The organism is Ammoniphilus sp. CFH 90114 (assembly GCF_004123195.1).
In the GTDB taxonomy this organism is placed as follows: Bacteria; Bacillota; Bacilli; order Aneurinibacillales; family RAOX-1; genus YIM-78166.
The window spans coordinates 309,090-331,071 of the sequence record NZ_SDLI01000001.1 but is presented as its reverse complement, the minus strand read 5'-3'; the positions used below and the strand labels follow the sequence as shown (position 1 = coordinate 331,071).

Here is a 21,982-nt window from a genome sequence, read left to right as displayed (position 1 = left end):
ATATTTTATGGTTCATAAATCATTCTATGATACAACAGGAATGTATAGCACCATCCCTTACTTCCGGTTGTATAGAATGAAAAATTACACATTCGAAATAGGAAAACGATAACAAGACATGTTAAAATAAGAATAACTATTCAGAGGAGTGATGAAGATGAAGTACACCATTGCCATTTTTCCTGGCCATGAAGTTCAAGAACGTGCTAATTCTTACCGGAAAAGATATGACTCTCATTATGCCCTCATTCAACCTCATATGAAGTTAAAGTGGCCTTTTGAGGCAACAGAGCAAGAAATTCCTGAAATTGTTACGCATATAGAGAATGTTGCTAGAGAAACGGAGCCTTTTGAGCTTACATTCCATAAGATCAAGACTTTCTATCCAACAAACCCAGTTATTTATTTTGGTGTACAAGACCCCACTCCCTTAACTTCCTTGCATCAACTTTTAAGTGAAGGAGCTTTAGGGCGGGACGAGAAATATGTTTTCCTACCTCACCTTACCATCGGTCAGGATATGAACGAAGACGAGTTTCACGATGTGTATGGCCGCTTAAAAATGATTAACTTGAATTTGCATAGCCAAATTGACCGAATATCCTTACTATATCAACTAGGTGATAAAACATGGACCACTCATCAAACCTTTCTCTTAGGGAAAAAGTAACCGTAAAAAAAGTTAGTACTGCTGAAGAAAAGGAACATTGCCGTGCTGTGAGAAGTCTGGTTTTCGTTGAAGAACAGAACGTTCCAGCAGAATTAGAGTATGATGCTCTAGATGAAGTCAAGCAAACCCTTCATTTTGTGGCATACTTCAAGAATCTGCCTCAAGGAGCAGCCAGACTTAGGCCTTATTCCAGCCTGCATGTGGGAAAAGTAGAGAGAGTAGCTGTTCTAAAAGAGGCGAGGGGCCAAGGCATTGGTGCCCTACTGATGAACGCTTTAGAGGACCAAGCTAGAAAAGAGAATTTTCACACCCTATTAATAAATGCTCAACTGCATGCAGCACCATTTTATCAACGTTTAGGATATACTCCAGTGGGAGAAGTCTTTCTCGAAGCAAATATCGAACATATTTCTATGGAAAAAAAGCTGGAGGATTAACCTTCAGCTCTTTTTTCTGCCTTACTTTTCAGTTTTTCTACGGTCTCGTAGCTGGTTCTTCTTGTCCCTAAATCTCCGTGGAAGATCACTCCATTCCGTTCGCCATGAAAGTCAGACCCCGCAGTCTCAATAAGACCATGTTGCTTAGCCCACAAACTATATCGACTTTCTTGTTCAGGACTATGATCAGTATGATAGGCTTCAATACCTTCTATACCGTAGCCGATTAGCCGATGGACTAAGTTATCATCTCCATACAAGCCAGGATGAGCTAAGACAGGGACTCCCCCTGCTTCCTTAATCCAATCCACCGCATCTTCAGGAGTGATCCGCGGAGGATTAGCATAAGCCTTTCCCGTCTTCCCAAGATATTCTCGAAAGGCTTCTTCCATAGAGGATACAATACCTTTTCCCATCAACACTTCAGCAATATGAGGACGCCCAATGTTCCCCTCATCCATTTTTCTTCTACTGCTCACTTCTTCTAAAGTGATATCGATTCCAAGATGTTGCAGATTCTCAATAATCATCTCGTTTCGTTTATCTCTTACATTCCGTAACGATTCAAGTCGTGAAAGAAACAAGGGATCTTGATAATTAATATAATAGCCTAAGACATGAATGTCTTGCCCCTGGTCCACCGTGCTAATTTCTATTCCAGGAACGACTTCAACCCCATATCTTTCTGAAGCCTCTAATGCCTCCTTAATTCCAGCAACCGTATCATGATCAGTAATAGCCAATGCTCTTAGTCCTTTTTCTTTAGCTCTGCGTATACTCTGATGGGGCTCATAGGTACCGTCGGATGCTGTAGTATGCGAATGAAGATCGACCATTTTCTCACTCCACTTCCAAGATATTTTAAAAACTTATTCTTTTTCTTCCCTATAGCTCATATGATTTCACTATCTGTGGAAGGTTACCCTTCCTCTTGGGTTCCAATCGATATGAAAAAGGGAGGAACACTTGTGCAATTGAAGGATAAATCCTTGAATGGTGTCGTGCAAACGTTTACTCTGGTTGACTCTACTCTGACCCAACAGGGCTTCAAGCGGTGCGGTAAGGTCGATGCCGTCACCTACCAACTAAACATTCAGGACTCGGCCACACAAAGTATGTATACCCTAATCATTCCAACTCGCCTGGAATCGTCTTCTTCATCTAGTCCTTTTATGGTACGGATAGGCAAACCCCTGTTGAAGAAGGATGGTCGTACTCACAAACTTAAACCATCACTGAAGATTCCTGAATCTATCCTTAGTGCTGTACAAAGCAAAATAGCTGAGATTGCAGATTACCTGCAAGTCCAGAAATAAACAATCACCTAAAGAAAAAAGCTTCTTCGAACACTTCGAGGAAGCTTTACTCATACAAGTTTACTTGTGACGAATGGACAACCCCTCAGGGTTTGCCTTCTTATCTACTCCATTAGTATCCTAATATATGATAACCAGCATCAACGTGAATAACTTCCCCAGTAATGCCTCGTGATAAATGACTCATTAAGAATAAAGCCGTATCTCCCACTTCGGACTGATCAACAGTTCGACGCATAGGTGATTTCTCTTCGATGATGTTTAGAATTTGATTAAAATTGCCGATCCCCTTAGCGGCCAATGTTCTAATAGGTCCAGCAGAAATAGCATTCACTCGAATGTTATGCTTACCTAAATCAGCTGCTAGGTATTTTACAGACGCATCAAGTGCCGCCTTAGCTACTCCCATCACATTGTAATTCTGAATAACACGCTCACCACCAAGGTAGGTCAGGGTGATAATGCTTCCGCCTTCTGTCATAAGTCCTTTAACAGCTCTAGAAACTGCCACTAGAGAAAAGGCGCTAATATCTTGCGCAAGCGCATAGCCCTCTCTAGAAGTATCGACAAAATCACCTTCTAGTTCTTCTGTTTTCGCAAAAGCGATACAATGGGCCAAGCCGTGTACAACACCGACTTCTTCCTTAATCTGATTGAAGGCTTGTTCAATATCCTGATCATTCGTGACATCACAGGATATAAGAATCTTCCTCTCGGGATTAAGCGTGTCCACCAATTCTTCGACATTCTTCTTCAAGCGCTCACCCTGATAAGTGAAGATAAGGTTGGCTCCCGCTTGATGTAGGGATTGAGCAATACCCCAAGCAATACTTCTTTTATTGGCTACGCCCATAATGATATAATTCTTGCCTGCTAACCATTGACTCATAGGATAAGTCCTCCTGTCTGTTTCACCTGTCCATATTGTTAAACGGTAAATGGACAGAAAAAAAACCACGAAGTGTGTTTGGATCATTATACCACTTCGTGGAAAAAAAAGAAATCTCATTGTCTACTCTCCATAATCAAGACCTTGCTCCCAACTGTCATCAAGGCTTGTAATGGACTGACCATTCTTATTTATTTGTTCAAGCAAAGGATTTAGTGAAGTCCCTAAAGATTCAGGATAACTACCCTCACGAGAAGACTTCGGAAAGTCCCATCCACTCATTGGCACATTCCTCCTTTCCTTTATTAGAATCTCCTAGGACGGAGAAACTATCATGAACGCGCTTCTTCTCCAGGACGATACGGATTAAACTTCTCCGGGTCCTCAGGATCAAGATTCGTCTTTACCCCAATGAACGGGCCCTTGGGTGTCTCTTGAATAATCCGATCCGTTAGTTCATTAAAGTCTGGCATTTCCTTTTTTTCTTCACGGTTCGTCATCTGATCGCCTCCCTACAGATTAGAGTTGGCGATCCCTTCAATTTCTATGTGTCTTTTGCTAAAGAAGTAAACATCTTTTCTAAATCAAGGTTAATCGCCTTATATTTGTGGTTCCTCATCGGAATGTTTAACCATTGAAATACTCTCGCTAAGTCTTCTAGGATTTCCTCTGTTGATCCATAAATTCGCTCAATATCATTTAATGTAGCGGTTTCGATCCCGTGAGCGACGATGGTCCGATGTCGAATATCCATCAAGTCTCCCATCTTCTTCCCTGATAAGACATCTACGATTTTTTTCCATCTTCCACCTCCCTGGATCAAAATCTCTTTAATTCCATTAAGCAATCCACGATAAATCTTGAATTGATGTTCAAAGGCTTTCTTTTGATAAATTCTATCTCTCAACGAGTACTCTTGTCTTAACTTAAATTCAATAACAGCGTATTTATAGAGCAGCTCACGCAGTTGGAAGATACGTCCGAGAAAATCGGTATATGCCTCCCTTTCTAACTGGATCACGAGTTGATCCATTAATTCATTGAATATGGGATGAGGATCTCCTTTGATAAGCAAAGGTAATTCCTGAATGTATGTATGTATACTTGGATAAGCGGACGAGACTGACTGTGGAATCAAATCAGTTAGCTTTTTTGCCTCTAAAAAATTGAAATTAACAGCTCGTTGACAACTTAGGACAAGGGTATAAAAAGATGTATTTTGCAGGTGCAGGATATTTTCAAGAATTTCCGTAGCTCCATCATAATCATAGCGTTGAATCAAGCGGTAAACCGCGTAAAGTTCATAACTCTGGTCCATATGGCCCCCTCAATCATATTTATAAGTTATTCTATGATACAGCAGGTTAAAGGTTTAACAAAGGGAAATTGTATTTTGTAGAGATATCGACACAACTTACGAAGTTCAAACCATGAAAAATGCTATACAATGCAAGTAGAATGATCCTCACGGGGTGACAATGATGATACATGAACTCATTACACAAATAAGGGACATCTTTTTGAAGCACAACATTTATTACACCTATGAGATAGAACATGGCGATAGACATCTCTTTCGTTGGAACGAGACCATGAGGGACGCGGGTATGGCTGAGGATAATGTGATGCTGGACTTTAATGTAGATAACCTTCATGAAGCCATTTATCTTGGATTAATACGAATCCCACATCTCTATCGGGCCCACGGCATTGGAGAAGAGATCGTTAATCTGTTAAAGCTTTATGCTAAAGACCACCACTATTCTATTCTCCTAGAAAGCGCACCGGAAAATATGCAGTTTTGGCAGAAGATGCATTTCTCTACCTTCCTATATGAGGATTATGGTTTTTGGATGATGGGCTATGGTGCAAAAAACAAGCAATTATTTAAAGTAAAATGGAATCAAATGAAACCCCTGCTTTGTAATGACGCATGCTAAAAAAACAACCCCTCGAATGTTGATCGAGAGGCCTTAAGAAATATAAACTTCACTTATCATTTGGTTCTTATCATGACCACAAGACGGACAAACGAAAAGATGTGGGCATTGATGGTTTTTTGCATCGTCTTCTATGCCGTCAAATTTTTTCATACCCTCAATTTCTAAATAGGCACTGTAATCATCAAAATAATCCATAACCCTTCCGCTATCCACCATCTTATTATTGCATGTTGGACAGTTAAGTGCATATAACTCGATCTCAATACCATTGCATAATGGGCATATAAAAGTCATAAACTTCCTCCTTAAGGCTTAAGGATCCAACACACATATTTTTAGCCAGCCTTAAGGATTTATTCTTATCCCTGCCTAGTAATCCATTCTTTTGCTAATTCGTACGCTTCCTTTTTATTAAAGGAAGGATCGAATAAAGCTTGAAAGGCTAATCCTGTAGAAATAGCCATAATTAATCGTCCTAAAGCTTGACTTCCACCAGCTAGTTCCGATAATTCCCCAGCTTTTTTATGTATTGCTTGTCCAAAGAGATTCTTCATCTCTTTTTGATGGAGGGCGAGTGCCGCTAATTCTAAGAGAAGCTGCTGCTGTTCTGATGAAACCTGAGCTTTATACATTTCTTCTGACAAGTACGCCTTCAGCACCTCACTAGATGCCTTTTCTTTCCGCTCATTTTTAAACTTGATCAGTTCTTGCAGCTCCTGTTCTTCAAACTCTTCGAATAAACCAATTAATAGTTGATCCTTCGTCTTAAAATGATAGTAGACAACGCCTTGGGTCACACCGGCAACCTCAGCTACATTTTTCAGGGTGATCTTTCCTTGTCCCTTTTTTATTAGCTGTTGCTTGGTTGCTGCAACCAAATCTTTGGGCGTGATTTGTTTCGGCTTTCCCACGTGTTCTCCCTCCTTTTTTACAAAAAAAGCTACTTATTCGCATAGGGATTATCATCCCCCCATACATAGAGCTCAGATAATCTTTCTTGTACCTGTTCATTAAGTTCTAGTTGGATGATGTCACCCCCAGCATATTCAACTAATGGATACGCTCCTTCCTGGATTGGTTGTGCCTCCACTGTCATGAGAAACTCTGGCATACTTAATAGAACGGAGCTAAGTGGGTTTTCTTCTGCTTGTTGATCATTTACGAGATCGAGTAATTCTTGCAGCGAAGGACTCATAAACACAGTTACCAATCGCGCTTCTGATCCTTTCTGAGTGAACTCTCTTTTTTCCCGAATCCACAATAAGAAGCTAGATTCTCTAACAGCTGGATTTGGGTGATTCTTTACAAGAGTAAGGGCCTGGAGGAGAGATGACATGAGTCTTTCCTCTGCTCCCGCCTCAGTGTGCTTCGTGACAAGGCTTGAATAATCAAGTAAATAACCGATCCCGTCTTGCAAGAGCTGGGCTTCTGTTAGCTGGTAGGCCCCCTTGGTTAATATTGAAGAATCAATATCCTCTAATTGCTCGCCGGATAATGGCTCCTTTATCTTATCCAACCAAGCTCCTCGCTCATTACTCGGAAAAAGATAAGCCTCAGAGTAGATATGAATAAGATCTTCGTCTTCCGTAGCTAGATAATGAATCCAAATTTGCTCTTGAGATAATAGATCATGCAATTTCTCTATTTCCATTGGGTTGTTTCTATTGAAGCCTATAGGGAAACCCAACGGGTTCTCCGGATCTGTCAACGTCCAAATCACAATATAAAAGTGATCCTTATAGGTCTTGTAATCAAGCATAACTTGGGAGCTAGAAGACCTCGAAAAATCTTCAATATCTTGAAACACAATAACAAAGTCCACTCTGCCTGAAAGATCTTGTCTTACAAAGTATCGATCTCCTAGTTCCCACACCGTATCGTATAGATCTCGAAATTCATCCGTCTCAAGCAAGTTTCCTATAGTTTTTTCTGATAATGGGACGTACTTATTCATCACGTTCTCCCCAACTCCAATTCCTAAGCTCCTGCATGAACAGAGTATCTGTTGCGTCAATATGGACAGGTGTAACGGTTACATATCCCTTAGATAGCATATCTCGGTCACTTTGCTCCATAAGTTTTCTATCATAGTTCCGTTGAATCCAGAATTCATCCCCTTTTTCCGATGGTTTGCGGTCAATTTGATCTGAGTAGTGATGAAGGTCTAGTGGAACAGGGATGATCCCCTTTAATTCATATGTCTTCACATGTGGAACATTGACATTCAAAAATACATCTGATGGAATCTTCATCGGTTTCACTTTTCGAAGCCACGGTTTCAAGATTTCAGTTACCTCACCGAAATCCTGGGGATGGAAGTGATTATCATAGGATAGGGCTATAGACGGGATACCATGGATCACTCCTTCACGAGCTGCACTTACGGTTCCTGAATAGTAGATATCCTTGCCAAGATTAAGACCGGCATTAATCCCTGAGAGAACGAGATCTGGTTTTTCATCTAGTAGCACGTGCAATGCAAGCTTCACACAATCAGCCGGATTGCCGTTCACACTCCATGCTTTTACTTGTTTCATACCATAAAAGTCAAATTCCTCTGCCATTAAAGGTTGGCGAACCGTTATCCCATGACCAACTGCACTTCGTTCTTCACTAGGGGCTGAAATATAAATAGTTGCCCAATCGCAAATACTTTCCACCAAAGTTTTAATTCCCAGAGCGTGTATGCCATCATCATTCGTAACTAGTATCTTAAGCATTCAATTTTTACCCCCTAAATCTTGGATGCTTTTTATTATTATCCTTATTATATAACAAAGTCGTAATCAATACGAAGAGAGCAAAAAAAGCGGTATCCTTGTGGGATATCCGCTTTTATTATTACTTCCTTTTCTGCTTGGACCCAAGATCTTGCATTCTTTCCTCACTTGATTTCATCCATTTTTTCAACTTCTCTTCTAGAGAATTCATCTTTTCCTTCCCTGCATCATGATTGCGTGGTTTGCGTTCTGGTCGTCCAAGAGCAGGAGTTGCTGGTTTTGATAGAGGTTTTCTTTCATTGCGTGGTTCAGGTATCGTACCATCTCTTCTTCCAAGTGGAGCTACCTGTTTGATCGAGAGAGAGATTTTCCCCGCATCGGAGATATCAATGATTTTTACCGTTACTTTATCCCCTACTACCAGATAATCCTCTACTTGCTTTACATACTCGCTTGCAATTTGCGAAATATGTACGAGCCCCGAACGTCCTCCGGAAAGCGAAACAAAAGCACCGTATTCCTTTATGGCAGTAACCTGACCTTCCATAACATTCCCAACTAACAACTCGCTAGACATATAATCGCTCTCCTTAGACTCCATCCTTATACAGGATAAATTATAGATAGATTATAAATACTATATGCTTGTGTTGAGACAAATGTGCCTAAGGTTACCTAAAATGACAATCAAAAGTATGGTGAACCGGATCCTCTTCCTCATCGAGCCATGTTGCCAATTTGGACAATGCATCTCCAACATAAGCCCGGAAGTCTTCTAACTCTTCTTCATTGTAATATACAGAATCGTCTTCTACTTCTGTTGTAACAACTAATGAAGTAAGAAAGCGAGTCATTGGATATTCCTCATTATTAAGAAAATAAAAGATATAAGGATGCTTCTCTACAAGTAAGGAGGCCCACTCCTTCACATCCTTGCGGTTCATAAGGTCTAAAAGTTCTCCATTCTTGGCATAGCCATAGAAAGAGAATAAAAGAGTCCCTTGATAAGCCCTTGCTGATTCAGGAGTTTGTAGTGCCTTTGCCAAATAATGATCTAACTGATGGATATTCTCGTTTTCCACTTCTTCTTTCGAAATCTTAATCATTACAGATGCTTGACGAGCCTCTTGACTGTTTTCGGTATGTCGACGTTCTTCCTCTTCATGTTTCTTAAGCACTTCTTGGCGCCATTGATCAAACTGGGCAAAGAAGTCTTCTCCCATAGGTATATCTAATGACGCAAAATAACTTTCAATTTCCTCCCGGTAGTCTTTAGACATGGCCTCAGATGTTTCGTATATCATTAAACATCTTTCCTGTAGAAATCCATTTAATTCATTGACCCGCTGAGGGAGAACATACGTCTTATATATTTCCATGGTTGGCTTATGTTGTTTATCTAAGAAGAATGTAAACTCAATAACCTCTTGTTCACATAGATGAATATATTTCCCGATCCTTCTCGCTGTGATGGTATCCATCTGCTCCAACAGATCCTCTTCTAATCGCAGACGTATGCGCTTAGGCTCACTCTTAGGATCTTGCATCGCTTCCTCATAAATTCGGTTTATCAAGCTATTCCACTCTTTGGTAAGATGCTTTTCCATCCATTCTTTTTTTAAAATAACCTCTTCGAAACGGATCTCCATAAGACTGTCTGCAACAGACTCGTGAGGTGGGTGAATGGGCTCTGTCTGTATATGATTCTCGGATGGACTCGCTTGTACTTCCGCCGGGGTCTCAGAAGATGATGAAAATACTTTCTTTAAAAAACTCTTAATCATGAATTATCCTCCTGTTGCACAGAAAACTCTACCTTTACCTTTTCGACACTCTCGACAAATTTCCTACTATAAAGAAAAAAAAGAGCCTGTTAAAGGGCTCTAAAAGCTTCCATCTTTCATTAAGGTAAACTCTCCAATAAAATAGACAAGGTCATCTTGTCCGTCTGCTTCAAGCATATCCTCATCTTCTGCCTCTTCCATATGCTCTTCTTCGTTTAACATACTATTAAAACGGTTTAAAAGTTGGTTGGAGAAATCTTGAAAGGGGATCGGTTCAGCCTCAGGCTGGACTTCATCCATAACTGTGATTTTCTCAAGCCCCTCAACATGGGAGAGGATCGTAAAACCGCCGATGTCTCCAAGGATCTCTTTCGTGTTCAGGTTCGATTTTTGCAAACGAAGCATAAGTTGCACAAAATCGTTTGCAGCTATAGATGGAAATAAAATTTGAATAAACCTTCTTCCAGAGTCCTTCTCTGCGCTATCGGGCTTTAAAAGTAGTAGATCAAAACCCTTCTTTTTTCCTAAACCAAACACTGATGTTCACCTCAACCCATCTATTTAGATATTTGCTGCTTGTCTCCTGCTATTTACCTTTTCCATTATACATGATTTTTATCTGAAAAGGGTTCCTTCTCCATGGACTGTTGATGCATCCAGCCCATTTGTTGAGAGATTCCCATACCTTTAAGCGGTTCTTCTATTTGAGAGTCAGGCAAATAAGGGATAATAGATCTATATTTCTCACTCCCAAATATGAATAATTGTTCTTGTTCGAGACGTCGTTCTTTAACCTGTTGAGCTGTGATTTCAGCCCATTCCTTGATTTGCTTAGGTTTAAATTGATTAAGGTGTTCCGTATAAGCATCAATCTCATCTCCAGGTGAAACTAGATGATGCTTCGCCGAGAGAATGTACCACTCATCAAAATCAGAGCACTCTATGTATTCCTTTACTTTCACGAACCAAGCTGAAGTATAAAGCTCCGAGGCGGTATGCTTACCTTCTCTCTTCTGCTTTACACATGCAATAAGAGCGATTTTCTTTTTACTAGAGCGGGAGGGCATAGGCATCGAGTCTAAGAAAATTCGTGTTAAGCGTGTTTGCCAATGTACAATCGTTACACAGGATTCTAGGTAATACTTCACACCAAACATCATGTTTCTCTCCTCTTTTCTGAAGGCTTACCCCTTTTTTTCTTTATTTTAGCAATAAACAGCTGGAATTGCATGTTTTTCCTATATTTAGCAAACAATAAGACCAACTCATCTTTGGAGGTGTTGCAAGTTGAACAGAAAATATCTCTTTGTCATTGGACTTCTTTTCGCTATGGCGGTAGGAACCTTTCTTCCTCAATTACTTGTAGGCAACGTGGAAAGCTCTGCGGACGAAGTTACTTATCAATTTGTTAATCTCGGAATGACTACAACAGAAACTCGTGAGATCATAGAGGAAATTCTTGATGGAATTGTAGGCGTGGCTGATTTTCGTATTGACCCTATGGCAGACATGATTACCATTACGCTTGATCCCGAGACTATGAAGCCTGAATGGATTGTGAAGTCCTTAGAAGCACACGGTTATAAGCCTGATGAATATCATAAGGTAAGATAAAAACGAAAAGCACTGAACAAAAAAACTCCCACGCCTTCTTAAAGGCGTTGGGAGTTTTTGGATATGTGACACCTTTATCGAGCGTGCCCTTCTACGACTTGTCATGGTTGAATACAAGTTTATCCGGGCTTTCCTTCAGATTAAAAATATAGTGTCCTTCAGGAAGTCCCTTTTCTTTCAGATCCTCTCTAGAACAAAGAGAGAACCGATCCGTCTTCGAGGCTACAGGAATGAATCCTCCTATAGGACTCTTCGTCACGCACGGATTATCAGATTCTATGACAAGATATAAGTTATTCTTCTCTAATTCCTCGAGAAGCGTGATCCATTGCTGTTCAGTTAGTCCTGTACTTCTCTTCTGCAAGATGGAGCCCATCTGGACAGATTGCATCATTATTCTCTCCCTAAAGTTTCTTGTGTCTCTATCTTATATACTATGAGGTAAAAAGATTTATGAGTTTGATTTTAAGGCGGCCAAAATGGGAAGTCAACTAATAAATTTTGCTTCATTCTTACTTAAAGTACTGATATGATAGTAGAGAGAATGAACAACCTTGTTTTATCTAATTCTAAATTCATATTTTATGTAATATACATTTATTTTTTTCGGTCAATTAAAGGGGGAACTACTATGGCAAAAGCACTTATCGTTGATGATGCCTTGTTCATGCGCACGATGTTAAAGAAAATATTAGAAGAGAATGGACACTCCGTTGTAGGTGAGGCTGCTACTGGAGAAGAAGCTGTCCAAAAATATAAGCTATTGACCCCTGACTTTGTGACGATGGACATCACAATGCCGGATATGAACGGAATTCAAGCTGTAAAGGAAATTATCTCATTTGCCCCTCAAGCCAAAATCATCATGTGTTCCGCCATGGGACAGCAAGGCATGGTTCTTGACGCTATCAAATCAGGCGCCAAGGATTTTATTGTTAAACCATTTCAAGCAGACCGAGTTTCTGAGGCTGTTGAGCGTGTACTTGGGCAATAAGGATTTTAGAATAAAATATTATATGGATAAAATAAATAAAGGCAATAGCACGAGCTATTGCCTTTTTGCTGTCTTGAACGTTACACTTCCATAATGACAGGAAGAATCATCGGTTTACGCTGCGTCTTCTCATAGAAGAATGGCTCTAATACATCAATTACCTTAGACTTTAATTGAGACCACTCCTTAACATTCCTCTCTGTCAGCCTCTGTAAAGACTGCTGAACTAATCGAGTGGCTTCGTTTAACATCTCCTCTGACTCACGAACATAAACAAAACCTCTTGTGACTAGGTCGGGACCACTTACAATCTTCCACTGTTCCTTATTGATTGTTACTACAACAACAATCAATCCATCCTCAGAAAGCTTCCTTCGATCGCGCAGCACAATGTTGCCAATATCACCTACACCCTTACCGTCAATTAGTACCATACCTGAAGGAAGTTTAGCTGCCTTAGAGGCAATCCCATCTAAAAACTCAACTGGATCACCATTGTCCAAGATAAAGATATTACTACTTGGTATCCCTGTCTCTTCAGCTAATTTCTTATGCATCATAAGCATACGATACTCCCCATGAATAGGAATAAAGTATTTTGGGCGGATGAGGTTAAGCATGAGCTTGAGCTCTTCTTGACTTCCGTGACCGGAAACATGGAACCCTGATACAGAACCAAACACTACTTCCGCCCCGGCTCTCATTAGAAGGTCAATTGTCCGGCCAACGAAGCGTGCGTTACCTGGGATAGGTTGAGCAGCTATGATGACTGTATCTCCAGGATAGATCTTTACCATACGATGCGAACCCGTGGCGATCCTAGTTAGAGCGGCCATCGGTTCCCCTTGACTTCCCGTACAAACGATAACTACTTTATCGGCTGAGAATCGGTCAATTTCATTAACATCAATCAACATCCCCTTGGGAATGTTGAGGTAACCTAGTTCGGCTCCAATTCTAAACACATTCTCCATACTTCTTCCGATTACAGCAATTTTACGGCCATAAAGATCGGCCGCTTCAATCACCTGCTGAAGACGATAAACGTTAGAAGCAAAAGTAGCAAATATGATTCGGCCATCTGATTTATGAAAAACTTCCTTAATCGTCTCTCCAACCGTTCTCTCAGAGAGGGTATGTCCGGGACGTTCACTATTCGTACTATCGGATAAGAGACATAATACTCCCTTTTCACCTAATGCAGCCATCTTGGATAGGTCGGCCTTATCTCCTACAGGTGTATAGTCAAACTTAAAATCCCCTGTATGAACAATGATGCCCTCTGGTGTATCGATAGCAATTCCTACAGCATCAGGAATACTGTGATTGACACGGAAGAAAGATACACTTAACTGTCCAAGTTGAAGGACACTGGCGTCGCTAATCTCATTAATTTTCACGCGATTAATGAGACCATGCTCCTGCAATTTAACTTTTGCTAGGCCCAATGTTAACTTTGTCCCATATAGAGGGACATCTAACTCTTTTAGAACAAAGGGCAAAGCACCGATATGATCTTCATGTCCGTGGGTTAACACAATTCCGCGAACTCTGTCCCTGTTATCTGTTAGATAGGAGACATCTGGGATTACAAGGTCAATTCCTAACATCTCTTCTTCAGGAAATTTAAGTCCTGAGTCAATGACAACAATGTCATCCATATATTCAACTACGTACATATTTTTCCCGATTTCACCCAGACCTCCTAGGGCGAAAACACGTAACGGACTACGTTTGCTCTTCATAGGTTCACTCCTTTTAATGCCGACACTCTTAATCTTCTCCATTTAGCGTAAAATATGAAGGAGAAGTCCAATGTTAAACTGATTTAATCACATATAAATTCAAAAAGCAAAAAATGCCTGCTCTTCCTAGACATCCCCATTTCAGCGGGAAGCATATTTCCGAATTGATTCAGCTATCCGGAGAAGTTCGACTTGAAGCTCAGTTGGGGCAGCTGCTATAGCTTGTCCGGATAAAGAGGGGCGAAGAGATTGAGGGAACTGAAGTGGGGTATGTTGAAAGCAGAATTCAATGTAATAGGAATCACGTATTTGTTGTTGAACAAAGCGGGCTGTATAAGGAACCAAAATTCTCTGACCGTTAAGGAGAACAATTTCGCTATGATTCATTTTTGCTCTAAAAGAAGAGACTTGGTCGATTTGGCGATGCATCACCCACAAAAATCCCCTTGTTCGAAGTTCATCATGGCTCTGTTTTCTCAATGGGAAGATGACTTGCTGAGGGGATATCGGTATTGGCAACAACTGCTTCTTGCTAATTCTTTCTTGAACGTATTGCTGAATAGACACTAAATCCAGGAAAAACAATTGAAACAATTGGTTAACGAAGCGATGGGTCGTGTATGGAAGGATTTTCTCCTCATCAAATAGTATCAGTCTAGTTGCCTCTCCTCTATCTTTGACTAGTATGGGTTCAGCAGCCATCCCCTTCTCTAAAAATTGTTCCGCCAGTTGAACAAATTCATGAGAAAACGCATTTCGCTTCTTATTCAGATCGCATCTCTCCTTTTCATATTAAAGATAATACAGGAACATTTTAACAAACCCTGTTTAAAAAAGAAACCAAAAAAAAAAAAACAGTTTCCTTACGAAAACTGCTTTCTCTTCACTCTATTCCCATAATTCAAATTCTTCACCAGCAACTAATTTGCCGTTATTACATTTTGGACAAGACAAGCCTCTCTCTATTAATTCTTCCGTAATCTTAACAACCATTTGATTGCAGAAAACACAATGTGGATCATCTCCAAGAAGACTCGACCAATTGTCCTCTGAGAGCTTGAACATCTGCTTAATAGGGTTCTCATTGGATCTCGAAACCCCTTTATCCCATGCATAGACCTCTTCTTCCTTCCTCTCCAGGACATCTAATAATTCAAAAGTTTTTCTGCATGCGTAGCAGACACATGCATCATAATGATAGGCTGTCTCTGTATTTTCCACATTAACCTTCTCAAGAATTCTCTTATACTCATTTATACGGTTTGGATGCATGAGCAAATCAATCTCATGAGAATAGGTATATATATATTTCTTAACTACCTCTTGAAGCGAGTCTTGACTTCCTTGATGGAGCATGAGAATCCCTGTATCATATTCACAGCACTTGCATACAAAATTCATCCCAATACCCATGATATCCTCCTTTTGTCCTGCCTCTGGACTTCTGGATGACGGTGTTCATCTCCAAAGCAACGCTGGTGGGACAATATACTTTAGCCTTTATTGAATTCTACAAGGATCAAATAAATCCTATAAAAATATTTCAACAATATATGACGAAACTTGACAATTCGACATGATTCTACTCTCACCAATTCCCTGTGAACTGCAAAATGACAACAATAGCTCCTAAAACCCAAACATATACAGCGAAAATTTTAAGTGAACCTTTACCTAAGATCTTTAACATCCATCTTACAGCAATATAGCCGGAAATGGCTGCAGCGAAGGTTCCAACCAAAAGCGGCAGCAGGCTAATGGTTTCTGATTGATGCTCTACTAACTTTTTCCCTTGTAATATACATGCTCCGAAGATCGCTGGTAAGGATAGCAAAAAAGAAAACCGAGCAGCCGCTTCTTTTTCAATCCCACGGAACAAGGAGCCGGCAATCGTTAATCCCGATCTCGATATCGCTGGAAGGATGGCAGCCCCTTGTAACGTCCCAATAAAAAGTGCATCTTTATAAGTAATCTTTTCAAACGGCTTGTACCCTTTATTCTTTATTCGATCAGCCCACCATAGGATGATCCCAGTAGCCAGAAATTCTACACCAATCGTAGAGCCTGTCTTAGATATTTCCTCGAAGTAATCTTCAAAAGTTAAACCAATGATTGCTGTTGGTATGGTACCAACGAGAAGTAAAAACCCTAAGCGACTAAACGGTTTCCTAATCAAGTGCACGATATCATCCCAAAAGACTGCCATAACGGCAACAAGTGTACCAAAATGGAGCAGTGTATCCAAAAGCAGCCCGGCTTCCGCCATGCCCAAATATTTTCTCCCTAACACTAAGTGGCCTGTACTACTTATCGGAAGAAACTCTGTAAAACCTTGAATGATTCCTAATATTAATGACTTCCAAAACTCTTCCATCTTTCGCTCCTCCCTAGGTTTGCCTTTTCTATCATGTATGTCCTAGGGAGAGGGTTTATGAATATTATTGCCCCTAAAGCTAAAACAAAAGAAAAAGGAGGGGACTCCTCCTTTTTTCAAGCAATATATAATATAGCTTTGTCATCAATTTGATATAAATCTTCTATAGTAGTCACTGTATACAACTGCCTTAGCAAGTCATACCTTCCTAGTCCCGATCGTAGGAAACAGCGCGTAAATTGACCATCAAGATCAATCATAACTTCGAAATATTCTCCTTTACCATCCATCTTTTTTTTCAGGGAGAGGACGGAAATGCTTCCCATGTTGTTTTACCTTCCTTTCATTAGTAAAAAGGCTTTGTGCCTCATGTATATACAGTATGTGACAACATAAGCAGATTATTCATTAAAAACCAGTAGCATTGTCAAAGTTATAAAAAAAAGACAAGCTACCAACGAATGGCTGGTACGCTTGTCTTTATGTTTATTTAATCTTAATCCAAAAAGGAAACAATTTGATCTAAAGTAGCCGTTCTTTCCTCATTAGTGATTCGTTTTTCTAGCTTCTTTAGTGCATGGAATAGTTCATTTAGCTGAGCCTGGTCCCATTTCTGATTTTCTAATCCAAAAAGCAGTCCTTCCAGAACAGAGGCTTCTAATTGTTCCTTAACAGCCTCTATTTTTTCTAGAACATCCTCAGAAGGGTGATCCTTCATACAAATCCCCATATCTCTGTTCCTCCTCTAGAATAAAGTTTATTTACTATTATGACCAATACAGTTCCCCACGTCTATCTTTTCTCTTACAATTTCTTCACCCGTATAGGACTGACCATAAGGATAGCCAAAAGAATGGCTATATAGGGGTTAGTATACAAGAATACCCCCATTAAGCTCATGATTAGACCCGCTAACGTAATGGGTATTCCCATGTAGTAGCCTACTGTAGGATTCGCATTGAAACGGGCCAAACGTAAAGCCCCCATTGTAGGGTAAAGAACAAACGCAATAGGATTAACCCAGCTCGGACTAGCTAGGGTATGGAAGAGTAAAGCGGGTGCTACTCCAAAACTTACAATGTCAGCTAATGAATCAAGTTCAACTCCAATTTGATTATTCACTTTTAGTTTACGGGCAATTCTTCCATCAAAAACATCAAGAAAGGCAGCTAAAAAAATAAGCAAGCTTGCTGTCCGATGATATCCATTCATGGAAAAGGTGATCGAAAACACACCGCATAAGAGGTTACCCAAAGAGAATAAATTGGGTATAGACCTTACAATATAGGACAGCATGGAATCCCTCCCATCATGAGCTTTTAACTGCGTGATTCTATCGGTAGTTTTTGGGGTGCCTCGGGAACAGTCCGCAATTCCGCTTCAAGACTTTTACTGGAATAGATCGTGACTAGATTCTTACCGTGCCTAGCATAACACTTTATCATGACAGGATGGTCATAATCATTACGAAATGAAAAATCAGGACCATACCAGCTAACCGTTGCATCTCTTCCAGCAGGTACATACCCGACTTGTTTGCTATGCGAATATCTCCGTAAGATCGTGAGGCCAGCCTTATCAACTGCATTAAAGAGGGTTGAGGAAACTTGACAGATGCCTCCCCCTATTCCCTCCGACAACTCCCCTCTCACAATTACGGGGGCGCGTTTATATCCTTTTTCAACGGTACGTTTACCTACAACCTTATTGAAAGAAAATGTCTCACCAGGAAGAAGGACATAATGATGGATGGCAGATGAAGCGAGTTGAATATTTTGCGAACGATTAAAGTTTCTGCTGTTGTAATAGGTTGCAAAACTTGAAATTTGCCTCTCCATTGCCAGTTTTAATTGCTGCGTTGTTACTCTCGGTGGAATAAACGTAATAGGCAGCATGGCTGATGTTTCCTCAGGCGAATAAAGTAATTGTTGAAATGTGAAGATTAGTTTATTACGGTCTATGGCAACACCTGTTAAGTGTTCAACTATCCTCCCATTGTGATCAATATAGGCACTTTGCTCCTTCACACCAATCTGAGCATCAAGACGATCTGCAATTTTCATGACAGAACTAGTGTTTACAATTGGAATAGAGACTTCTGGTAAGGTCAACTGTGATATCGGAATAGAAAATTGTTGGTCAAGGTAGCGCAGTTCAATCGTTTGCCCCAACTCTTCATTAATCCCTGTAATATCTTGAATACTAATCGATGAGGCAAGAGCTTGCGTTGTTAAACTAAGCAGACAAAACAATAAAACGCCCAATTTATTATATATCCGCAAGATGGGAACAACTCCCTTCACTGATAAACCCTGATTTTTACTCTCTTTTTTTCTTTTACTCATAAGTGTATTATTGGCATTCGTCAATGAAATTAAAGCTAAATAACTTTTGGTAACAAAAACAGGAAGGACCCCCTGTAGGGATTCCTTCCTGTTATCTTCTCACTCTTTCCTTCCTCTTCGTTAAACGTTCTTTAGCCAGTTCATAAGAAATATCAATCCTTAAGATGTCGTATAGTGGCATCCCTTTAGGAATATGGTCCTTCAACTCATAAAACAAGCTAGGATTTTCTTCCTTGAGGATTGTAATAAATTCAATCATAGGTGGTATTACATTTTTGGGAAGCCTGCGGTTAACCCCTTTTAGAAAGGTTAACATTTTATGGTGGTTCGTTTCACTTGAGGCAATTAACACCTCAAATTCTTCAATCAATTCTATAAGATCAACCATGGAGTCCGCTCCTTCGTCTTTTTCCAATGCTGGATAAGCGTCTAATACTATTTTATCAGAAGGTGGAAAAACAGCAACACGCTTTCGAGAATTACAATTTATTTCCCTTTTGGACATACTATTTGTGTAAGGGAAATTTCCGAATTTAATTACTTTTTGTGTATACGCTTACAAAAACGTTGAAATATCGTCAAATATTTTTACATTCTCTCTTTTTTATCTTAAAATAGATAAGGATTCTATCGCAACACATATGAGGTGTTATTGATAATGGGAAAAAAACTAGTCATTTTAGGTGGCGGATATGGCGGTATGAGGCTAATTCAAGGCTTACTGCCCAAGATACGGGATGATCATGAGATCATATTAATTGACCGGCTTCCGTATCATACATTTAAAGTAGAGTATTATGCCCTTGCCGCAGGGACGGAATCCCTAGCGGAATTAACACATCCTTTTCCCGAAGACCCACGCCTAACCAAGATATATGGTGAGGCAACGAGTATTGATTTTGAGGGGAAAAGGGTTGAAGTACGGGAACACGATCCTATTGAATATGACGAGTTAGTCATTGCTGTAGGATGTGTGGATGATTATCAGAATGTCCTAGGTGCCGAAGAGAATGCATTTAGCATTCAAACCATTAAGAAGTCCCAAATTGCTTCTCAACGATTGACCACATTAGATCCCTATGAACGAGTGATGGTAATTGGCGGTGGCCTTAGTGGTGTGGAATTAGCAGCAGAACTTAGACAGTCGAGACCGGATCTTAATATTTCCATCGTGAATCGTGGAAAAGGACTCCTGAGTCCTTTTCCACAAAAGACTCAGGACTATGTAACCCAATGGTTCCGTGAGCATGACGTTAATTTAATTAATTATATTCAATTGAATGAACTCTACCCACAGTATGCCATTCATCAGGAAGGAACCCTCGAATATGATGCGGTTGTATGGACGGCTGGGATTAAACCTGCTCCCATAACGGATTGTATCGTTGGAGAGCGAGATCATCAGGCTCGGTTTATTGTTGGCGATGATTACTCTCTTCCAGAGCAACCAGATGTCTACATCATTGGGGACTGCGCCTCTGCTAATTTTGCACCTAGTGCTTACCTAGCAGAGATGATGGCTGACCGATTAAGAGATATTTTGCTTGCGAAGTGGAAGGGACAAGCCATCCACCTTCCTCCGCTGAAATTGAAAGCTGTCTTCGGCTCCCTAGGAAAAAAAGAAGGCTTCGCTGTTATCGGAGACACCCCGCTGCACGGACGTGTCCCACGTATTCTCAAGTCAGGTGTTTTATGGCTTTATAAGAGACACCTTGGCTAATTATTCAAAAAAGGACTGACTGTTACCTTACAGTTGGTCCTTTTTTGTTCTCTGGAAAAGCCTCCATGGAATATACATAAGGTAAACGAGATTGTAGGTGGGTATTATGTCAGAAAAGCGCGGAGGATTTTGGCGTCGGCTTGCAGCTGGGCTCGTCGATGGAATCTTAATTGGATTATTCTGCTATGGCATCACAGTTGGAATGGACCAAGGTACAGCAAATGCAACAGAGACTGTTGTAAACTTACTTTATGCGACCTTGCTGCCTCTAGTTTGGGGTGGGTATACGTTTGGGAAGAGATTGCTTTATATACGCATTGCTAGAACGGATTTTCTTCCTTTGTCATTAGGAACTATGCTCCTTAGAGAAGTATTCGGCAAAATGATTTTAAGCTTAATAACCTTTGGTATTACCGTAATTATCAGTGCATTTATGATCCTTCTAAGAGAAGACCGACGTGCCATCCATGATCTAATTGCAGGAACATATGTAGAAAAAAGCCATTAATCATAGCGCCTCCTCATTGAATGGCGCTATGATTATGAAGAAACTGAATAAATGTAGAAATAACGGATTGATTTTTCTGGTCATACAAGTAAGAACAATAAAATCTTCTATGAAGTTTAAACTCTGGTATATCAACCACTTTTACTCCACCTAGTTTCACTGCTTTTGCAGCTGCTAGCGAGGATACAGCTGAAATCCCTAGACCTGCTTCCACAGCTGCAATAACAGCTTCCGTACTTTCTACTTGACCAGAAATAGACAGCTTCGCCACTTCAATACCCGAACTGGTTAAATAGGCTTCTAATGTTCTACGCGTATCTGATTCAGGTTCACGCATGATCCAATCTGATTCGGTAAGCATCGTTAGCTTCTCAACAGTCGTAGGCCAATCATAATCAATAGGGATAATCAAACACATATTATCCTCAGCAATGGGAAACGACATAACACCTTCCGTTGTCATCGGTATACCCGTTATCGCTACGTCTACGGTACGATCTCTTAACCATTTAATCACCTCGCTCGTACCTGAAATACGAAGATGAAGCTTTACATCCGGATAGACATTTCTATAAGTCTTAAGTAATGGGGGAAGAAGGTATTCCGAAGGAATGGTACTTGCGCCAAGAGTAAGTCTGCCCTTCACTTTTGTTCCCCAGACCTCTTCCTCTATCCTGTCCCAGATCATTAAGATCTGCAAAGAGGATTCATAGATCGTTCGACCGTGGCTTGTAAGTTGGACACCCTCTGATTCTTTCGTTAAGAGCTTCGTCTTCATATAATCTTCAAGCGCTTGAATCCTCTGTGTAATGGCTGGCTGGGAGACGTTTAAATGCTTGGCCGCTTCTTTATAGCTTCCCGTTTGAACCACTTTAACTAAAGCTTTTAAGTGGTTAAGATTCATATTATCAACCCCCTATATC

At 40.3% G+C, this 21,982-nt stretch carries 31 protein-coding genes; 8 read left to right on the top strand and 23 right to left on the bottom strand.

Going from position 1 to position 21,982, the window contains the following annotated elements:
- Nucleotides 1-157: 157 nt before the first annotated feature.
- Together EIZ39_RS01785 and EIZ39_RS01780 are read left to right on the top strand one after the other, a co-directional pair.
- Nucleotides 158-670 (top strand): 2'-5' RNA ligase family protein, encoded by a 513-nt coding sequence (locus EIZ39_RS01785; protein WP_129196776.1) that lies wholly within the window; start codon nucleotides 158-160, stop codon nucleotides 668-670.
- Nucleotides 631-1,107: a GNAT family N-acetyltransferase gene (locus tag EIZ39_RS01780; RefSeq protein WP_129196774.1), complete on the top strand. Its 477-nt coding sequence runs from the start codon at nucleotides 631-633 to the stop codon at nucleotides 1,105-1,107. The genes EIZ39_RS01785 and EIZ39_RS01780 overlap by 40 nt, the downstream gene beginning before the upstream one ends.
- On the opposite strand, the gene EIZ39_RS01775 is transcribed toward EIZ39_RS01780, so the two are convergent.
- Complete coding sequence (locus tag EIZ39_RS01775) at nucleotides 1,104-1,943, bottom strand: PHP domain-containing protein (protein ID WP_129196772.1); 840 nt, start codon at nucleotides 1,941-1,943, stop codon at nucleotides 1,104-1,106. The two genes, EIZ39_RS01780 and EIZ39_RS01775, sit on opposite strands and share 4 nt — an antisense overlap.
- A 132-nt stretch (nucleotides 1,944-2,075) precedes the next feature.
- On the opposite strand from EIZ39_RS01775, the gene EIZ39_RS01770 reads away from it, so the two are divergent.
- The gene (locus EIZ39_RS01770) at nucleotides 2,076-2,423 is read left to right on the top strand and encodes a hypothetical protein (protein WP_129196770.1); all 348 of its coding nucleotides are present in this window, start codon (nucleotides 2,076-2,078) and stop codon (nucleotides 2,421-2,423) included.
- 112 nt (nucleotides 2,424-2,535) lie between these two features.
- Here the strand turns inward: EIZ39_RS01770 and fabI are convergent, their stop codons facing one another.
- The 4 genes from fabI to EIZ39_RS01760 form a co-directional block, all read right to left on the bottom strand.
- On the bottom strand, nucleotides 2,536-3,312 hold the full coding sequence (gene fabI / locus EIZ39_RS01765; protein ID WP_129196768.1) for an enoyl-ACP reductase FabI: 777 nt from the start codon (nucleotides 3,310-3,312) through the stop codon (nucleotides 2,536-2,538).
- Nucleotides 3,313-3,435: 123 nt separating this feature from the next.
- Nucleotides 3,436-3,594 carry a hypothetical protein gene (locus EIZ39_RS26325; RefSeq protein WP_164984845.1) on the bottom strand — a complete coding sequence of 53 codons (159 nt, stop codon included), beginning with the start codon at nucleotides 3,592-3,594 and terminating at the stop codon, nucleotides 3,436-3,438.
- A 50-nt stretch (nucleotides 3,595-3,644) separates the two neighbouring features.
- Complete coding sequence (locus tag EIZ39_RS26320; protein WP_164984844.1) at nucleotides 3,645-3,812, bottom strand: hypothetical protein; 168 nt, start codon at nucleotides 3,810-3,812, stop codon at nucleotides 3,645-3,647.
- A 44-nt stretch (nucleotides 3,813-3,856) separates the two neighbouring features.
- Entirely contained in the window at nucleotides 3,857-4,630 is a 774-nt protein-coding gene (locus EIZ39_RS01760; RefSeq protein ID WP_129196766.1) for a hypothetical protein, read from the bottom strand.
- 202 nt (nucleotides 4,631-4,832) lie between these two features.
- Here EIZ39_RS01760 and EIZ39_RS01755 point away from each other — a divergent pair, with 202 nt between their 5' ends.
- Nucleotides 4,833-5,252, top strand: coding sequence for a hypothetical protein (locus EIZ39_RS01755; protein WP_129196764.1), 420 nt, complete (start codon nucleotides 4,833-4,835; stop codon nucleotides 5,250-5,252).
- Nucleotides 5,253-5,285: 33 nt separating this feature from the next.
- Here EIZ39_RS01755 and EIZ39_RS01750 read toward each other — a convergent pair whose 3' ends face one another.
- The 8 genes from EIZ39_RS01750 to EIZ39_RS01715 form a co-directional block, all read right to left on the bottom strand.
- Nucleotides 5,286-5,549 (bottom strand): hypothetical protein, encoded by a 264-nt coding sequence (locus tag EIZ39_RS01750; protein WP_129196762.1) that lies wholly within the window; start codon nucleotides 5,547-5,549, stop codon nucleotides 5,286-5,288.
- A 65-nt stretch (nucleotides 5,550-5,614) separates the two neighbouring features.
- A complete protein-coding gene (locus EIZ39_RS01745) occupies nucleotides 5,615-6,166 on the bottom strand; it encodes a TetR/AcrR family transcriptional regulator (protein ID WP_129196760.1) in 552 nt (183 codons plus the stop codon).
- A gap of 29 nt (nucleotides 6,167-6,195) precedes the next feature.
- Nucleotides 6,196-7,209: a hypothetical protein gene (locus EIZ39_RS01740; RefSeq protein ID WP_129196758.1), complete on the bottom strand. Its 1,014-nt coding sequence runs from the start codon at nucleotides 7,207-7,209 to the stop codon at nucleotides 6,196-6,198.
- On the bottom strand, nucleotides 7,202-7,975 hold the full coding sequence (gene surE / locus EIZ39_RS01735; protein WP_129196756.1) for a 5'/3'-nucleotidase SurE: 774 nt from the start codon (nucleotides 7,973-7,975) through the stop codon (nucleotides 7,202-7,204). The genes EIZ39_RS01740 and surE overlap by 8 nt, the downstream gene beginning before the upstream one ends.
- Nucleotides 7,976-8,096: 121 nt before the next feature.
- Entirely contained in the window at nucleotides 8,097-8,552 is a 456-nt protein-coding gene (locus EIZ39_RS01730; RefSeq protein WP_129196754.1) for a S1 RNA-binding domain-containing protein, read from the bottom strand.
- A 94-nt stretch (nucleotides 8,553-8,646) separates the two neighbouring features.
- Nucleotides 8,647-9,759, bottom strand: a complete 1,113-nt coding sequence (locus EIZ39_RS01725) for a hypothetical protein (protein ID WP_129196752.1) — start codon at nucleotides 9,757-9,759, stop codon at nucleotides 8,647-8,649.
- 99 nt (nucleotides 9,760-9,858) lie between these two features.
- Nucleotides 9,859-10,296, bottom strand: a complete 438-nt coding sequence (locus EIZ39_RS01720) for a hypothetical protein (protein ID WP_129196750.1) — start codon at nucleotides 10,294-10,296, stop codon at nucleotides 9,859-9,861.
- Nucleotides 10,297-10,361: 65 nt separating this feature from the next.
- Nucleotides 10,362-10,919 carry a DUF6884 domain-containing protein gene (locus EIZ39_RS01715; protein WP_129196748.1) on the bottom strand — a complete coding sequence of 186 codons (558 nt, stop codon included), beginning with the start codon at nucleotides 10,917-10,919 and terminating at the stop codon, nucleotides 10,362-10,364.
- Nucleotides 10,920-11,046: 127 nt separating this feature from the next.
- Here EIZ39_RS01715 and EIZ39_RS01710 point away from each other — a divergent pair, with 127 nt between their 5' ends.
- Entirely contained in the window at nucleotides 11,047-11,373 is a 327-nt protein-coding gene (locus tag EIZ39_RS01710; protein ID WP_129196746.1) for a hypothetical protein, read from the top strand.
- A 91-nt stretch (nucleotides 11,374-11,464) separates the two neighbouring features.
- On the opposite strand, the gene EIZ39_RS01705 is transcribed toward EIZ39_RS01710, so the two are convergent.
- Entirely contained in the window at nucleotides 11,465-11,767 is a 303-nt protein-coding gene (locus tag EIZ39_RS01705) for a hypothetical protein (RefSeq protein WP_129196744.1), read from the bottom strand.
- Between the two features lie 237 nt (nucleotides 11,768-12,004).
- On the opposite strand from EIZ39_RS01705, the gene EIZ39_RS01700 reads away from it, so the two are divergent.
- Entirely contained in the window at nucleotides 12,005-12,367 is a 363-nt protein-coding gene (locus EIZ39_RS01700) for a response regulator (RefSeq protein WP_129196742.1), read from the top strand.
- 80 nt (nucleotides 12,368-12,447) lie between these two features.
- Here EIZ39_RS01700 and rnjA read toward each other — a convergent pair whose 3' ends face one another.
- The 8 genes from rnjA to EIZ39_RS01655 form a co-directional block, all read right to left on the bottom strand.
- Entirely contained in the window at nucleotides 12,448-14,112 is a 1,665-nt protein-coding gene (gene rnjA / locus EIZ39_RS01695) for a ribonuclease J1 (protein ID WP_129196740.1), read from the bottom strand.
- Between the two features lie 141 nt (nucleotides 14,113-14,253).
- On the bottom strand, nucleotides 14,254-14,814 hold the full coding sequence (locus EIZ39_RS01690) for a competence protein ComK (protein WP_129196738.1): 561 nt from the start codon (nucleotides 14,812-14,814) through the stop codon (nucleotides 14,254-14,256).
- A gap of 186 nt (nucleotides 14,815-15,000) precedes the next feature.
- Nucleotides 15,001-15,525 (bottom strand): hypothetical protein, encoded by a 525-nt coding sequence (locus EIZ39_RS01685; RefSeq protein ID WP_129196736.1) that lies wholly within the window; start codon nucleotides 15,523-15,525, stop codon nucleotides 15,001-15,003.
- A 175-nt stretch (nucleotides 15,526-15,700) separates the two neighbouring features.
- Nucleotides 15,701-16,486: an undecaprenyl-diphosphate phosphatase gene (locus tag EIZ39_RS01680; RefSeq protein WP_129196734.1), complete on the bottom strand. Its 786-nt coding sequence runs from the start codon at nucleotides 16,484-16,486 to the stop codon at nucleotides 15,701-15,703.
- A 496-nt stretch (nucleotides 16,487-16,982) separates the two neighbouring features.
- Nucleotides 16,983-17,216 (bottom strand): group-specific protein, encoded by a 234-nt coding sequence (locus tag EIZ39_RS01670; RefSeq protein ID WP_129196730.1) that lies wholly within the window; start codon nucleotides 17,214-17,216, stop codon nucleotides 16,983-16,985.
- Between the two features lie 74 nt (nucleotides 17,217-17,290).
- Complete coding sequence (gene pssA, locus EIZ39_RS01665; RefSeq protein WP_129196728.1) at nucleotides 17,291-17,782, bottom strand: CDP-diacylglycerol--serine O-phosphatidyltransferase; 492 nt, start codon at nucleotides 17,780-17,782, stop codon at nucleotides 17,291-17,293.
- A gap of 23 nt (nucleotides 17,783-17,805) precedes the next feature.
- Nucleotides 17,806-18,768 carry a VanW family protein gene (locus EIZ39_RS01660; protein WP_240675668.1) on the bottom strand — a complete coding sequence of 321 codons (963 nt, stop codon included), beginning with the start codon at nucleotides 18,766-18,768 and terminating at the stop codon, nucleotides 17,806-17,808.
- A gap of 154 nt (nucleotides 18,769-18,922) precedes the next feature.
- Nucleotides 18,923-19,219 carry a hypothetical protein gene (locus EIZ39_RS01655; protein WP_129196726.1) on the bottom strand — a complete coding sequence of 99 codons (297 nt, stop codon included), beginning with the start codon at nucleotides 19,217-19,219 and terminating at the stop codon, nucleotides 18,923-18,925.
- A gap of 270 nt (nucleotides 19,220-19,489) precedes the next feature.
- On the opposite strand from EIZ39_RS01655, the gene EIZ39_RS01650 reads away from it, so the two are divergent.
- Nucleotides 19,490-20,551 (top strand): NAD(P)/FAD-dependent oxidoreductase, encoded by a 1,062-nt coding sequence (locus tag EIZ39_RS01650; RefSeq protein WP_129196724.1) that lies wholly within the window; start codon nucleotides 19,490-19,492, stop codon nucleotides 20,549-20,551.
- A gap of 106 nt (nucleotides 20,552-20,657) precedes the next feature.
- Nucleotides 20,658-21,059 carry an RDD family protein gene (locus tag EIZ39_RS01645; RefSeq protein WP_129196722.1) on the top strand — a complete coding sequence of 134 codons (402 nt, stop codon included), beginning with the start codon at nucleotides 20,658-20,660 and terminating at the stop codon, nucleotides 21,057-21,059.
- A gap of 13 nt (nucleotides 21,060-21,072) precedes the next feature.
- Here EIZ39_RS01645 and EIZ39_RS01640 read toward each other — a convergent pair whose 3' ends face one another.
- Nucleotides 21,073-21,963, bottom strand: coding sequence for a selenium metabolism-associated LysR family transcriptional regulator (locus EIZ39_RS01640; protein WP_129196720.1), 891 nt, complete (start codon nucleotides 21,961-21,963; stop codon nucleotides 21,073-21,075).
- Nucleotides 21,964-21,982 lie beyond the last annotated feature (19 nt).

Bases quoted from the DNA above. Each gene is read 5' to 3' on its own strand.
- EIZ39_RS01725 (WP_129196752.1), bottom strand. From the start codon at position 9,759: ATGATTAAGAGTTTTTTAAAGAAAGTATTTTCATCATCTTCTGAGACC.
- surE (WP_129196756.1), bottom strand. From the start codon at position 7,975: ATGCTTAAGATACTAGTTACGAATGATGATGGCATACACGCTCTGGGA.
- EIZ39_RS01780 (WP_129196774.1), top strand. From the start codon at position 631: ATGGACCACTCATCAAACCTTTCTCTTAGGGAAAAAGTAACCGTAAAA.
- EIZ39_RS01640 (WP_129196720.1), bottom strand. From the start codon at position 21,963: ATGAATCTTAACCACTTAAAAGCTTTAGTTAAAGTGGTTCAAACGGGA.
- EIZ39_RS01690 (WP_129196738.1), bottom strand. From the start codon at position 14,814: ATGGCTGCTGAACCCATACTAGTCAAAGATAGAGGAGAGGCAACTAGA.
- EIZ39_RS01650 (WP_129196724.1), top strand. From the start codon at position 19,490: ATGGGAAAAAAACTAGTCATTTTAGGTGGCGGATATGGCGGTATGAGG.
- EIZ39_RS01705 (WP_129196744.1), bottom strand. From the start codon at position 11,767: ATGATGCAATCTGTCCAGATGGGCTCCATCTTGCAGAAGAGAAGTACA.
- EIZ39_RS01670 (WP_129196730.1), bottom strand. From the start codon at position 17,216: ATGGGGATTTGTATGAAGGATCACCCTTCTGAGGATGTTCTAGAAAAA.
- EIZ39_RS01685 (WP_129196736.1), bottom strand. From the start codon at position 15,525: ATGGGTATTGGGATGAATTTTGTATGCAAGTGCTGTGAATATGATACA.
- rnjA (WP_129196740.1), bottom strand. From the start codon at position 14,112: ATGAAGAGCAAACGTAGTCCGTTACGTGTTTTCGCCCTAGGAGGTCTG.
- EIZ39_RS01645 (WP_129196722.1), top strand. From the start codon at position 20,658: ATGTCAGAAAAGCGCGGAGGATTTTGGCGTCGGCTTGCAGCTGGGCTC.
- EIZ39_RS26320 (WP_164984844.1), bottom strand. From the start codon at position 3,812: ATGACGAACCGTGAAGAAAAAAAGGAAATGCCAGACTTTAATGAACTA.
- EIZ39_RS01740 (WP_129196758.1), bottom strand. From the start codon at position 7,209: ATGAATAAGTACGTCCCATTATCAGAAAAAACTATAGGAAACTTGCTT.
- EIZ39_RS01775 (WP_129196772.1), bottom strand. From the start codon at position 1,943: ATGGTCGATCTTCATTCGCATACTACAGCATCCGACGGTACCTATGAG.
- EIZ39_RS01750 (WP_129196762.1), bottom strand. From the start codon at position 5,549: ATGACTTTTATATGCCCATTATGCAATGGTATTGAGATCGAGTTATAT.
- EIZ39_RS01760 (WP_129196766.1), bottom strand. From the start codon at position 4,630: ATGGACCAGAGTTATGAACTTTACGCGGTTTACCGCTTGATTCAACGC.
- pssA (WP_129196728.1), bottom strand. From the start codon at position 17,782: ATGCTGTCCTATATTGTAAGGTCTATACCCAATTTATTCTCTTTGGGT.
- EIZ39_RS01655 (WP_129196726.1), bottom strand. From the start codon at position 19,219: ATGGTTGATCTTATAGAATTGATTGAAGAATTTGAGGTGTTAATTGCC.
- EIZ39_RS01730 (WP_129196754.1), bottom strand. From the start codon at position 8,552: ATGTCTAGCGAGTTGTTAGTTGGGAATGTTATGGAAGGTCAGGTTACT.
- fabI (WP_129196768.1), bottom strand. From the start codon at position 3,312: ATGAGTCAATGGTTAGCAGGCAAGAATTATATCATTATGGGCGTAGCC.
- EIZ39_RS01700 (WP_129196742.1), top strand. From the start codon at position 12,005: ATGGCAAAAGCACTTATCGTTGATGATGCCTTGTTCATGCGCACGATG.
- EIZ39_RS01785 (WP_129196776.1), top strand. From the start codon at position 158: ATGAAGTACACCATTGCCATTTTTCCTGGCCATGAAGTTCAAGAACGT.
- EIZ39_RS01715 (WP_129196748.1), bottom strand. From the start codon at position 10,919: ATGATGTTTGGTGTGAAGTATTACCTAGAATCCTGTGTAACGATTGTA.
- EIZ39_RS01680 (WP_129196734.1), bottom strand. From the start codon at position 16,486: ATGGAAGAGTTTTGGAAGTCATTAATATTAGGAATCATTCAAGGTTTT.
- EIZ39_RS26325 (WP_164984845.1), bottom strand. From the start codon at position 3,594: ATGAGTGGATGGGACTTTCCGAAGTCTTCTCGTGAGGGTAGTTATCCT.